This window comes from Flavobacterium sp. W21_SRS_FM3 (assembly GCF_052113625.1).
In the GTDB taxonomy this organism is placed as follows: Bacteria; Bacteroidota; Bacteroidia; order Flavobacteriales; family Flavobacteriaceae; genus Flavobacterium.
The window spans coordinates 403,407-416,230 of record NZ_JBGQOD010000001.1; the positions used below are offsets into that span (position 1 = coordinate 403,407).

Annotated in this window: 11 protein-coding genes; 9 read left to right on the top strand and 2 right to left on the bottom strand. The window is 34.4% G+C overall.

The features are described from left to right. Positions 1-164: 164 nt before the first annotated feature. From gdhA to ACEN2K_RS01910, 9 genes are all read left to right on the top strand, one after another. Positions 165-1,508, top strand: a complete 1,344-nt coding sequence (gene gdhA, locus ACEN2K_RS01870; protein WP_441757611.1) for an NADP-specific glutamate dehydrogenase — start codon at positions 165-167, stop codon at positions 1,506-1,508. A 128-nt stretch (positions 1,509-1,636) separates the two neighbouring features. Beyond that, positions 1,637-3,925, top strand: a complete 2,289-nt coding sequence (gene porZ / locus ACEN2K_RS01875) for a type IX secretion system anionic LPS delivery protein PorZ (protein ID WP_441757612.1) — start codon at positions 1,637-1,639, stop codon at positions 3,923-3,925. 46 nt (positions 3,926-3,971) lie between these two features. Beyond that, positions 3,972-4,994 (top strand): acyltransferase family protein, encoded by a 1,023-nt coding sequence (locus ACEN2K_RS01880; RefSeq protein ID WP_441757613.1) that lies wholly within the window; start codon positions 3,972-3,974, stop codon positions 4,992-4,994. 11 nt (positions 4,995-5,005) lie between these two features. Next, positions 5,006-5,719, top strand: coding sequence for a DNA repair protein RecO (gene recO / locus ACEN2K_RS01885; protein ID WP_441757614.1), 714 nt, complete (start codon positions 5,006-5,008; stop codon positions 5,717-5,719). Between the two features lie 110 nt (positions 5,720-5,829). Next, positions 5,830-6,294: a hypothetical protein gene (locus tag ACEN2K_RS01890; protein WP_441757615.1), complete on the top strand. Its 465-nt coding sequence runs from the start codon at positions 5,830-5,832 to the stop codon at positions 6,292-6,294. Next, positions 6,284-6,490 carry a helix-turn-helix transcriptional regulator gene (locus tag ACEN2K_RS01895; RefSeq protein ID WP_441757616.1) on the top strand — a complete coding sequence of 69 codons (207 nt, stop codon included), beginning with the start codon at positions 6,284-6,286 and terminating at the stop codon, positions 6,488-6,490. Before ACEN2K_RS01890 ends, ACEN2K_RS01895 begins: the two co-directional genes overlap by 11 nt. Before the next feature lie 145 nt (positions 6,491-6,635). After that, positions 6,636-10,037, top strand: a complete 3,402-nt coding sequence (gene ileS / locus ACEN2K_RS01900) for an isoleucine--tRNA ligase (protein ID WP_441757617.1) — start codon at positions 6,636-6,638, stop codon at positions 10,035-10,037. 8 nt (positions 10,038-10,045) lie between these two features. Further along, positions 10,046-10,426, top strand: coding sequence for a TraR/DksA family transcriptional regulator (locus ACEN2K_RS01905; RefSeq protein ID WP_441757618.1), 381 nt, complete (start codon positions 10,046-10,048; stop codon positions 10,424-10,426). 88 nt (positions 10,427-10,514) lie between these two features. Continuing rightward, a complete protein-coding gene (locus tag ACEN2K_RS01910) occupies positions 10,515-11,120 on the top strand; it encodes a lipoprotein signal peptidase (RefSeq protein WP_441757619.1) in 606 nt (201 codons plus the stop codon). Positions 11,121-11,223: 103 nt separating this feature from the next. Here the strand turns inward: ACEN2K_RS01910 and ACEN2K_RS01915 are convergent, their stop codons facing one another. Both ACEN2K_RS01915 and ACEN2K_RS01920 read right to left on the bottom strand, forming a co-directional pair. Continuing rightward, on the bottom strand, positions 11,224-11,787 hold the full coding sequence (locus tag ACEN2K_RS01915) for a 5-formyltetrahydrofolate cyclo-ligase (RefSeq protein ID WP_441757620.1): 564 nt from the start codon (positions 11,785-11,787) through the stop codon (positions 11,224-11,226). After that, positions 11,780-12,757 carry a succinylglutamate desuccinylase/aspartoacylase family protein gene (locus ACEN2K_RS01920; RefSeq protein ID WP_441757621.1) on the bottom strand — a complete coding sequence of 326 codons (978 nt, stop codon included), beginning with the start codon at positions 12,755-12,757 and terminating at the stop codon, positions 11,780-11,782. Before ACEN2K_RS01920 ends, ACEN2K_RS01915 begins: the two co-directional genes overlap by 8 nt. Positions 12,758-12,824: the final 67 nt, after the last annotated feature.

Genomic DNA, 12,824 nt, shown 5'->3' on the forward strand with positions numbered 1-12,824 from the left:
TTTTAGGGATTATACAATTGGTAAAGCGGCTTTTTTTAGTAAAGTTTGTAAAAAAAATAATTCGTATAGAATTAACAAAATAATGAAATAAATATATTTTTATATGATGTATCTTTGTACGCACTAACGAAAACGTTTTCTTAAACGTTAATAATCTAATAATCATGTCACAAAGTATTACTACTTTTATTGAAGCGGTTACTAAAAAAAACCCAAACGAGCCAGAATTCTTACAGGCAGTTTTAGAAGTTGCTGAAACAGTAATTCCTTTTATTGAAGAAAATAAAAAATACCAAAACAAAATGCTTTTGGAGCGTATGGTCGAATCTGATCGTATTATCATGTTTAGAGTAGCATGGATTGATGACAAAGGAGAAACTCAAGTTAATAGAGGATACCGTATTCAAATGAACTCGGCTATCGGACCATATAAAGGAGGACTTCGTTTTCATCCTTCAGTAAATTTAAGTATTCTTAAGTTTTTGGCTTTCGAACAAACATTTAAAAATAGCTTAACTACTTTACCAATGGGTGGAGGAAAAGGTGGAGCTGATTTTGATCCAAAAGGAAAATCTGATAACGAAGTAATGCGTTTTTGCCAAAGTTTCATGACGGAATTGTCTAAGCATATTGGTGCTAATACTGACGTTCCTGCAGGGGATATTGGTGTTGGAGGAAGAGAAGTAGGATACATGTTTGGTCAATATAAAAGATTAAGAAATGAATTTACAGGTGTTTTAACTGGTAAAGGAATTTCTTTTGGAGGATCATTAATCAGACCTGAGGCTACAGGATACGGTGCGGTATATTTTGCACAAAGTATGTTAGAGACTAAAGGAGATAGTTTTGCAGGTAAAACAGTTGTGGTTTCTGGTTCAGGAAACGTAGCACAATATGCTACTGAAAAAGCCACTCAATTAGGAGGTAAAGTAGTGACTATGTCTGATTCAGCTGGATATATCTACGATGCTGACGGAATCGATGCTGAAAAATTAGCTTTTGTAATGGAGCTTAAAAATGAATTAAGAGGAAGAATTAGCGAGTATGTTGCTAAATATCCTAATGCTAAATATGTTGCAGGAGCTCGTCCTTGGGAAGTGAAATGTGATATTGCTTTACCATGTGCAACTCAAAATGAGTTAAACGAAGAGGAAGCTAAAGCACTTGTTGCTAATGGTTGTATTTGTGTGGCTGAAGGGGCTAACATGCCTACAACGCCAGACGCTGTTCTTGTTTTCCAAAATGCAAAATTATTATTTGCTCCAGGAAAAGCATCAAATGCTGGTGGAGTAGCAACTTCAGGTTTAGAAATGTCTCAAAACTCATTGAGATTAAGCTGGACTTCTGAAGAAGTGGATGAAAAATTAAAAGGAATTATGTTGAATATTCATGCTTCATGTGTGAAATATGGTTCTGATGCTACAGGATACGTAGATTATGTAAAAGGAGCAAATATTGCTGGTTTCGTGAAAGTAGCTGATGCTATGCTTGCGCAAGGAGTGGTTTAACCCCTTTTCTTTAAATATTTAAATGCCTTCTGCCAGTAGTGGTTAGAAGGCATTTTTGTTATTTGGAGTTAACAAATACGACTAGCTGCGTTTGTAGTATATTTGTAATTCAATAGTTATTCTTAGTAATGAAAAAAAGATTTTTAAGCTTACTGCTTTTATTAACACTACAAATGAGTTTTTCCCAAAATACTTTGTCATGGCAAGGTTATTTTTCATTTAATGATGTTAAAGATCTTTCCGCATCTTCAATGGCTGTTTATGCTGCTTCTGAAAACGCTCTCTTTTCTATAAATACCAATAATTCTCAAATAAAGACTACCACTACTGTTGATGGTCTTTCCGGACAAACGATTAGTGCGCTATACTATAGCTCACAATTCAATAAGTCTATAGTAGGTTATGAAAATGGTTTGATTACCGTAATAAATGAAGTAGATGGGAGTATGTTAAAAGTTGTTGATATTATCAACAAACAGCTTCCTGCAAATAGAAAAAAGGTGAATTATTTTTTAGAATATCAAGGTATTCTTTATATTTCCTGTGATTTTGGAATCGTACAATTTAATTTGCAAACCATGCTTTTTGGAGACACCTACTTCATAGGAGATAATGGCGCCGAAATTAGTGTTAATCAAACTGCGATACAAAATGGATTTATTTATGCTGCAACAAATTCTGGAATTCGCAGAGCGGACATAACTAATAAAAATTTAAATGATTATCGTCAGTGGCAATTATTAGATGGTGGTAACTGGTTGGGTATAGTCTCTTTTGGTGAAGAGTTAATTGCAATCAATATTGTGGGGGCACTTTACAAATACAATACGAGCTTAAATTCCTTTGTTTTATTCAAAACATTGCCACAAGCTGCAGTAGATATAAGGGTGTCTGGAAGTTATATGATAATTAGTACACCCCAAACAATATCTATTTATGATGCGCAAATTAACTTAGTGCGTGAGATCAAACAAAATCAGATTTCAATTCCCAATGTGGTTTTTAATTGTGCTACTATCGTAGGAGAGGTGGTCTACATTGGGACTAAAGAAAACGGATTATTAAGTACTAGTATATCAGGAGTAGCTGCTTTTGAAAACACAACTCCAATGGGACCGATACGGAACAATATTTTTGCCATGCAAGCTACCTCTACGGCTCTATGGGCTGTTTATGGAGATTATGATGCCACATATAATCCTTATGATTTGGATAGTTATGGATTGAGTAAATACACCAAAGAAGGATGGTTGAATATTCCTTATGAGAAAGTGTTAGGCGCAAAATCTATAGTAAGAGTTATGGTCAACCCTAACAATGAAAATGAGGTTTTTATGGGGTCTAGTTATTCGGGTTTGTTAAAAATAGAAAATGATGTCCCGACCTACTTATATAATCAGACAAATAGCGGATTGGACGAAATTACATTTATCCCAGGTTACCATGACGATGTAAGGGTGAATGGAGGAGTTTTCGATAAAGCAGGAAATCTTTGGGTTAATAATAGTTTAGTTAAAGAAGGTTTGAAAGTTTTGAAAAGTAATGGGCAGTGGCAAAGTTATTCAATGGATAAAATTTTGGACAAGAGTGAAGATGTTAGTTATGGCAGAATGGTAATTGATAAATACGGTACAAAATGGATGGCTACAAACCGAGATGGGGTTATTGGTTTTAACGAAAATAACAATACATTCAAGAAAATCACTTTTGGATCTGATGCGGGAAATTTACCTACTGTTGATGCACGAGCGTTAGCGGTAGATAACAGGAACCAACTTTGGATAGGAACTAATAAAGGGCTTCGTGTGCTTCCAAATGTGGGTAGCTTTCAAACAGACAATCAGTTGGCAACTAATGCCATTATTATACTTGATGACAACCTAGCGCAAGAGTTGCTTTACGAACAATTTATAACAGATATCGCTGTGGATGGAGCGAATAATAAATGGATTGCTACCGCTGATTCGGGAGTGTTTATGGTCTCTGCAAATGGTCAGGAAACAAAATACCATTTTACGATTAACAACTCCCCTTTGCCTAGTAACGTTATAAATGATATTGATATTAATCCTACAACAGGAGAAGTTTTTATAGCAACTGATAAAGGTTTGATTTCATTTAAAGGCGTTGCTACAGCATCCAGTGATGATTTGAATAATGTGTATGTTTATCCAAATCCCGTTCGTCCACAATATACTGGGACCGTTAAAATTGCTGGCCTGATCAATAAAGCCAATGTTAAAATCACTGATATTACAGGTAGTTTAGTATATGAAACTACTGCAGAAGGAGGTACAATAGAATGGGATACAACTGCTTTTGGGAAATATAAAGTAGCTTCGGGTGTGTATATGATTTTTATTTCGGCACAAGACGGTTTGGAGACTAAAGTGAAGAAGGTAATGATTATACGATAAGCATGGTAACTGAACTTTCTAAATATATTAACCAACAGACTTCTAAATGAATAAAAATTGTTTTGATTTTTTAAGATTTTTTTTTGCTTTTAATATTTTGTTAGCGCACTTATGTGAACTTTCACAGAGTACAGCTCTTTCATTTCTGTCAAGTGTTTCCAATTCAAGTATAGCGGTAAAGGGATTTTTTATTATTAGTGGTTTTCTTGTGACAAAAAGTTATAGAAATACTCCATCGCTAAAAGAGTATTTTATGAAAAGAATCAAAAGAATTTTACCTGCGTATGTAACTGTATTGCTAATTTCAACTTTAGTTTTGTCTTTCTTCAGTAGCTATTCATTTATCGAATATTTCACAGATATAAATATTTATAAATATTTAGGATGGAATCTACTTTTTTTAAACTTTATGCACCCTTGTTTGCCAGGTCTATTTGAAAATAATCTTTATTGTGTGATAAATGGATCGCTCTGGACATTGAAAGTTGAGGAAGGGTTTTATGTGGTTTTACCTATTATCTTTTTTATAATAACAAAAATAAAAAAGCCACTTTTAATACTGGGAAGCTTGTACATTTTGTCAATTCTATATTGGTTTGTGATGGATTTTTATTTTGATAATCCCGTATTAGCAAAGCAATTGCCGGGGTATTTAGTATACTTTGTAACTGGGGTCTTTTTGTATTTGAATTTTGATTTCGTTTTACAGCACAAAACTCAACTCTTGTTGGCAGCACTTTTTTTAACAATGTTTTTCAATTTTTCAATTTTCCAAATTGATTTATTGTATCCATTGACTTTTGGTGTTATAGTAATCACTGCGGCTTATAGCTTTCCATTTCTTAATAACTTTGGCAAGTATGGTGATTTTACATACGGAATGTATATTTATCATTTTCCAATAATACAGCTTTTTAGACAATACAATTTATTTGGAAGATTCAATCCCATTCTAATGGCAATTTTAGTGATTTTTATTACCTTTCTATTTGCAGTTTTTTCTTGGTTTGTTATTGAAAAAAGATTCTTGAATCGATACAAAAGCAACGTCCAACTAGCTATTTCATAAAAAAAGTATTTATGCAAGTCAAAACAAAAGCCATCGTAATATCCTCAATTAAATTCCAAGAAAAGAGTTTGATTGTGAAGTGCTTTACGCAGTCACATGGCTTAAAATCTTATTTTGTTCGTGATGCTTTCTCTGGCAGGAAATCAAACCAAAAGATTGCTTATTTTCAGCCACTTTCAATGTTGGAAATAGAAGCGGTACATAAGAATAAGGGAACTTTAGAAAATTTCAAAGAGATAAAAATTAGCACTCCTTTTCAAACGATTCATACGGATATTTTTAAGAGTACGATAGTCATTTTTATTTCAGAAATTTTGTATCATTCGATACATGAAGAAGAAAAAAATGAAGCGCTATTTAACTTTTTGGAGGCAGCATTGTTATGGCTAGACCATCACGATGAAATAGCTAATTTTCATTTAATTCTAATGCTAGAAGCCACTAAATATTTGGGTTTTTATCCTGATATTTCAGATGTTGACATGCCTTTTTTTGAAATGGTAGAAGGTGTTTTTACGCCGTTCCATGGGGTGAGCTCCATTACGGAACATGAAACGAATTTGTTTAAAAAATTAATCAATTTGAAATTTGATAACGACCAAAAAATCTTTCATGTTCTTGAAAGGCAAATTGTGCTGAAAATTCTGATTGACTACTACAGTTTTCATCTTGACGGCTTCAAAAAACCGAAATCTCTAGAGGTTTTAAAGGAAGTTTTTTCTTAAAGCTGAAAATTTCAGATTAAATTCTGTTTTGTATTGAAAAGTAAAGTATATTTGTCTTTTAATCAAGTTTGTTGTTCTTTAAGGAAAGCAAACTTTAACTAATTAACTTTATGGAGTCAAAGACAAAACAAGAAGGTGATATCGAAAAAATCAATAAATTTACAGGATTTCAGTTGCCTAATAAGTTCAAGAAAGTTGGTTTGGTGCTATTCATTATTTCTATTTTAGCAATTGTTAGCTCTGTTAAACTCAATTTCATAGATTTAAGAAGTCGAGATTTATTTGAGAGAATTGCTCAAACAGGCATAATTTTAGGATTACTTATGATTTCAATATCAAAAGAAAAAATAGAAGATGAGTTAATTGCAAAAATCCGTATGCAGTCGTATAATTATGCTGTTATAGGTACAGTGTTGATATATTTATCAATTCCGTTTATTCATTACGCCCTTGTTTTTAGTCTCTCAGAAGGGCGTACAATAGAAGGAAGCAAGGACGTAGCTGTTTTAGGGTTTATGCTTACAATGCAGATTCTTATTTTCAGAAAGTTAAAAAAAGCCTACAATGAAGAATAGACTAAAAATTGAACGGGCCATTTTAGATCTTACACAAGAACAACTTGCTGAGAAGATTGGAGTTTCTAGGCAAACGATAAACTCAATTGAAAAAAACAGGTTTGTTCCATCAACTGTATTAGCCTTGAAATTATCATTGTTATTCAGCAAATCAGTTAATGATTTTTTCGAGTTAGACGATGATGAAAAAATGTAGCTAAATTCAAAGCGTTATTCTGCTAATTATCATTTGGTTATAGTCTTGGAGACAAAATCATGTCTTTGATCAACTTTCGACCTTGGACTTTCGACTTATGACATAATTTTATTACTTTCGCACTTCGATTAAAGAAAAGGATAAAATGAGCACAAAATTTACTGAATACAAAGGACTTGACTTGCCAACAGTAGCGTCAGAAGTACTTGATTTTTGGAAGAAAGAAAATATATTTGAAAAGAGTGTAACTACTCGTGAGGGGAATGCACCATTCGTATTTTTTGAAGGACCACCTTCAGCAAATGGATTGCCAGGTATTCACCACGTTATGGCACGTGCGATCAAAGATATTTTTTGTAGGTATAAAACACAAAAAGGGTTCCAAGTAAAGCGTAAAGCGGGTTGGGATACTCACGGTTTGCCTGTGGAATTAGGAACTGAGAAAGAACTCGGAATTACAAAGGAAGATATAGGTACTAAAATTTCTATCGAAGAATATAACGAAGCGTGTAAAAAAACCGTGATGCGTTATACGGACGTATGGAATGATTTGACCGAAAAAATGGGATATTGGGTAGATATGGAAGATCCATATGTGACTTACAAGCCTAAATATATGGAAACGGTTTGGTGGATTTTGAAACAAATCTATAACAAAGATTTGATGTACAAAGGCTACACAATCCAACCGTATTCCCCAAAAGCAGGAACAGGGTTGTCTTCTCACGAAGTAAATCAACCAGGAAGTTACCGTGATGTTACGGATACAACCGTTGTAGCACAATTCAAAGCAATCAATGAAACATTACCAGAAGCTTTGCAAGGATTAGGCGAGATCTTAATCTTAGCTTGGACAACAACACCATGGACATTACCGTCAAACACCGCTTTGACTGTAGGGCCAAAAATTGATTATGTTGTTGTGAAAACGTTTAATCAATATACTTTTTTACCAACGAACGTTGTTCTAGCTAAAAATTTAGTAGGGAAACAATTTGGCAAAGGATTTTTTGCTAGTGAAGATGCAGCCGACTTTGAGAATTTCAAAGCTGGAGACAAGAAAATACCTTATCAAGTTATTGCAGAGGCTAAAGGTGCTGACTTAGTTGGTATCAAATACGAGCAATTAATGCCGTTGGTATTGCCGTATCAAAATCCTGAGAATGCTTTTAGAGTAATTTCGGGTGATTTTGTAACTACTGAAGATGGAACAGGAATTGTACATACTTCACCAACATTTGGTGCGGATGATGCTAAAGTAGCCAAGGAAGCTACTCCTGAAGTACCGCCAATGTTAGTTTTAGATGTAGATGGAACACCAGTGCCATTAGTAGACTTACAAGGGAAATTTATCCAAGGATTAGGTGAGTACTCTGGAAAGTATGTTAAAAATGAATATTATGACGATGGCAAAGCTCCAGAACGTTCTGTAGATGTTGAAATCGCTATTCAGTTAAAAGAAGAAAATAAAGCCTTCAAGGTAGAGAAATACGTTCACAGTTACCCACATTGCTGGAGAACTGATAAACCTATTTTATACTACCCACTAGACTCATGGTTTATAAAAATCACAGAGGTTAGAGATAGAATGTTTGAGTTGAATGAAACCATCAACTGGAAACCAAAATCAACTGGAGAAGGACGTTTTGGAAACTGGATTAAAAACGCTAATGACTGGAACTTATCGCGTTCTAGGTATTGGGGAATTCCATTGCCTATCTGGAGAACAGAAGACAAACAAGAAGAAATCTTAATTGGTTCTGTTGAAGAATTATACAACGAAATAGAAAAATCAATCGCTGCTGGCTTTCAAAAAGAAAATCCTTTTAAAGGTTTTGAAATTGGGAACATGGACGAAAGTAATTATGACCTAATTGATTTACATAAAAATGTAGTTGATGAAATTACTTTGCTTTCTGCTTCTGGAAAACCAATGACCCGTGAAGCTGATTTGATTGATGTTTGGTTTGACTCCGGTTCAATGCCTTATGCACAATGGCATTACCCTTTTGAAAACAAAGACAAAATTGATCAAAACAAAGATTTCCCTGCTGATTTTATTGCAGAAGGAGTAGATCAAACACGTGGATGGTTTTATACTTTACACGCTATCGGTACTTTAGTTTTTGACAAAGTAGCGTATAAAAATGTAGTTTCGAATGGTTTAGTACTAGATAAAAACGGCCAAAAAATGTCTAAGCGTCTAGGAAATGCAGCAGATCCATTTGAAACCTTATCAGAATATGGACCAGATGCCACGCGCTGGTACATGATCTCTAATGCAAACCCTTGGGACAACTTAAAGTTTGACTTAGAGGGAATTGCTGAGGTACGTCGTAAATTCTTTGGTACACTTTATAACACCTATTCGTTCTTTAGCTTATATGCTAATATCGACGGATTTACTTATAAAGAAGCTGAAATTCCTGTAAACGAAAGGCCAGAAATTGATCAATGGATCATCTCTGAGTTAAACACGTTAATAAAAGATGTTGACAGCTTCTATGCGGAATATGAGCCTACAAAAGCGGCTAGAGCCATCTCAGATTTCGTTCAGGAAAATTTAAGTAACTGGTACGTTCGTTTGTGTAGAAGACGTTTTTGGAAAGGCGAATACGCTCAAGATAAGATAGCAGCTTACCAGACATTATATACTTGTTTGTTAGCTGTAAGTAAGCTAAGTGCGCCCATTGCGCCGTTCTTCATGGATAAACTTTACAGAGACTTAACTCAAGCAACACAGTCGGAAAGTTTTGACAGTGTACATTTGGCGGAGTTTCCAAAATACGTTGAAAACTTTGTTAATAAATCGTTAGAGAGTAAAATGCAGAAGGCACAAACCATTTCATCATTGGTATTATCACTCCGTAAAAAAGAGATGATTAAAGTGCGTCAACCATTACAAAAGGTAATGATTCCAGTACTTGACAACAATCAAAGAGCTGAAATTGAGGCCGTTTCTGACCTAATAAAAGCAGAGGTAAATGTTAAGGAAATCTTATTATTAGATGATGCATCAGGTGTTTTAGTGAAGCAAATCAAGCCTAATTTCAAAGCATTAGGACCTAGATTTGGTAAGGGTATGGGGTTGATTTCTAAGGAGATACAAAATTTTTCAGCTGATCAAATAAATGAAATAGAAGCGAAAGGTACACTAGATGTTGTTATTGCTGGAAATAGCATAACTTTAACATTAGAAGATGTAGAGATTACATCACAAGATATTGAAGGATGGTTGGTTGCCAACTCTAATGGAATTACGGTAGCATTAGATATTGTAATTTCTCCTGAATTGAAAAAAGAAGGAATAGCAAGAGAGTTAGTTAACCGAATTCAGAACCTTAGAAAAGATTCTGGTTTTGAAGTGACGGATAAGATAAAAGTATATTTGCAAGACAATACTACTTTAGAGGAAGCGGTAAATACAAATGCCGAGTACATAAAATCAGAGACATTGACTGAGGAATTGATTTTTCAAGCCAGTGTTGAGGGAGGTGCTGAAATTGAATTTGACGAGATAAAAACAAAAATAACAATTACTAAATAATATAAGACATGGTAGATGAAGCAACAAGGTACTCTGACGCCGATTTAGCAGAGTTTAAAGATATAATCCTTAAAAAAATAGAGAAAGCTCAAGCTGATTTAGATTTGATAAAAAGTGCTTACATGAATGATTTGAACAATGGGACTGATGATACATCACCTACATTCAAAGCGTTCGAAGAAGGTAGTGAAACAATGTCTAAGGAAGCCAACTCACAATTAGCTATTCGTCAAGAAAAGTTTATTCGTGATTTGAAAAACGCTTTATTCCGTGTAGAGAACAAAACCTATGGTTTATGTAAAGTGACCGGTAAATTAATTAGCAAAGAAAGGCTAAAAATTGTACCTCATGCAACCATGAGTATAGAGGCTAAAAACTTACAACGATAAGACTCTTTCTTCGGTAAATATTTAACGCTCCTTTAGGAGCGTTTTTTTTGATAAAATTATTACTTTTACGGCTCTTAAATAAAAAAAAATGTCATTACGAAAAGCGTATCTCCTTATCTTTATAATATTACTAGTAGATCAACTGTCTAAAATATTTGTAAAAACTAATTTTATATTGGGAGAAGAAGTTGAAGTTTTCAACTGGTTTAAGATCCTTTTCATCGAAAATGAAGGTATGGCATGGGGAACTGAAATTCCTGGAACCTATGGGAAATTGTTTCTAACTCTTTTTAGATTAGTTGCAGTAGGGGGAATAGGATATTGGTTGTGGGATTCTGTAGAGAGAAAACACAGTTCTAACTATCTTATTGTTGCAATTGCATTGATATTAGCAGGTGCTTTTGGTAATATTATTGACTCAGTTTTTTACGGAGTTATTTTTGATGACAGTCATTCACAATTAGCCACTCTTTTTGCTGAAGAACCTTATGGTAAGTATTTTCATGGTAAAGTTGTAGATATGTTTTATTTTCCTATTTGGCATGGAAACCTTCCAGAATGGTTGCCGTTCTGGGGAGGAAAAGATTTTACATTTTTTAATGCCATCTTCAATATTGCTGATATGGCAATTTCTACAGGAGTTGGAATATTGATTTTTTTCAATAAAAAAGCCTTCCATAAAGAACACAATTAAACGTCTAATTCCTTTTGTATTAGTAGCTATTTCCTGCTGTACACTCTATCTCTTCTGGCGAACACCGCCACAAGAGGATGCCGTTTCCATCAGGGCTAGGTGTTTAGAAGGTATAATTACGTTCAGGTGTGATGCAGTAATTCAGTTGAATATCACCATCAAAAACATCATCGATTTGCTCCTCAGCATCAAAAAAAGAAAGTCCTATTTTGATCGTTTCAGCAGCACATTCAGATAAGAATTTATCATAAAAACCTTTACCATATCCTACTCTGTTACCTTTATTATCAAAGGCTAATAGCGGTACAAATACTACCTGTATTTTTTTAGCTGGAACTTCGATTCCGTCAACAGGTTCTGGGATATGATACTCGTTTTTTTTAATTCGGGTGTTGTCAGTCAATAAAAAATGTGTCATATCGCGAGTTTCAAAATCCGCTTTAGAAACAACAATATCTTTATCTCTTCCTGAGAGAAGGTGTAGGAGCAATTCAGTGTCTATTTCGTTCTGTTCTACAATAGGTAAAAAGACATGAAAGTAATTCTTGTCCCAAATAGGCAGCGTCATTACTCTATTGACAATTGACAAACTTTTTTCCTCCTTCTGATTTTCTGAGAGAGCTTTACGTAATGATTTGTACTTGACTCTTAGTTCTTTTTTATTCATCTCTATTGGTAATCGTTTTTGATATATGGTATACTGCATCACCTTGGTAAACAATTGGGGAGTGATTAGCATTGATAATATAACCATCATTAAGGGCTTTTACTTTGCGTTCAAATTTCCCAAATGGATCAGTAATAGTGGCTAAAACTGTTCCTTTTTTAACAAAAGCACCTATATGCCCATTATCGTGTAGCAGGCCCGAGCATTTAGCTCGTATCCACATGGATTTTTCAATATATATAGTTTTTTCTTTTTGTATTTCGATCAGGTGTTTTGGGTCTAACATCTCTAGGTGTTTAAGAATTCTTTTAACACCATCAACACCTGCATCGGCAACAGGATAATTGATATCTAGGGACTTCCCGCCTTCAAAAAGCAGCATTTTGACATTTAATTTCTGACTGGCGTTTCTAAAAGTTCCCGCAATATTTTTAGAAAATAAAGTAAAAGGAGCATTGAAAACGTCAGCCAAATCTTTTAGTGCATCACTATTAGGAGCTAATCTTATCTGTGGCGCGTTGAAACGGCTTGCCCCTCCCGCATGAAAATCGACAGCGTAGTCAACAAGGGGCATAATCTCTGTCAAAATATGGTAAGCAAACCGACTCGCAAGGGAGCCTTTTTTACTTCCTGGGAAAACCCTATTTAGATCTCGTCCATCAGGAAATTCGCGTGACCGGTTAATAAATCCAAACATGTTAATGATAGGAATGCAAATTATTGTACCGCGTATGGGTTTGTTTATTTTTTTCGTTACTAGCTGTCGTACCACTTCAACTCCATTAATTTCATCACCGTGAATTCCGGCACAGAAAAGGACTGTAGGGCCAGCAATTTTGGAACGTTGTACAATTATCGGAATCTTAAGTTTAGCGGTATTGTGTAATTTTGCAATCTCCATGTAAATAGTCTTGCTTTCGCCAGCTAAAATGGTTTCGCCTAAAATAGTAATAGGATTTGAGTTTTTCATCTGTAATTAAATGCTAAAAGTAGAAATTATTATTTGGAATTCGTAAATTTGAAACTAAATCCGTCCA